Source organism: Buttiauxella gaviniae ATCC 51604, assembly GCF_001654835.1.
In the GTDB taxonomy this organism is placed as follows: Bacteria; Pseudomonadota; Gammaproteobacteria; order Enterobacterales; family Enterobacteriaceae; genus Buttiauxella; species Buttiauxella gaviniae.
This window is the reverse complement of sequence record NZ_LXEP01000108.1, coordinates 1-435: the sequence shown is the minus strand read 5'-3', so window position 1 is coordinate 435 and position 435 is coordinate 1. Positions and strand designations below refer to the sequence as shown.

At 50.6% G+C, this 435-nt stretch carries 1 pseudogene; it reads right to left on the bottom strand.

Annotated features, from left to right (window positions below):
• Nucleotides 1-435, bottom strand: a pseudogene (locus M977_RS25605) (exonuclease VIII); the annotation flags it as partial.

Sequence of the window (435 nt, the reverse complement as noted above, 5' to 3'; positions counted from 1 at the left end):
GAGGGGTGTTGATGATCAGTTTCAGTAAGCACGCTGTTGAGATAGCCGAGCAAAGCACCAGGACGCAATTCGATATTTTCAGGTGCGCATTTAACTGAATAGATAACAGCGGCGCGTGAGTAATCCATGCCGTAAGGCATGCTACGCCACGCTTCAAACCAGTTAGGGAATGGCTTTTCTCTCGTATTGATAATTTCGCGTGCGTGATTAACGATGCTGCCGGGAGGGTTGTAAATATCGAAACTAGTTGTGCGAGCAACAAGGGCCATAGCAACTTCAAGCGCCAGAATGTCATGAGTCATAACGAACCCATCACCACGATCGGTCTGGTTCACTCCACCCGCAATAGCACCGCTCGGCGTGCGCAGCTTTTCAGTGGCTAACCCTTGGCGAACCGCATCAACGACGGATATTGAATCACTGGCTGATGCCAGG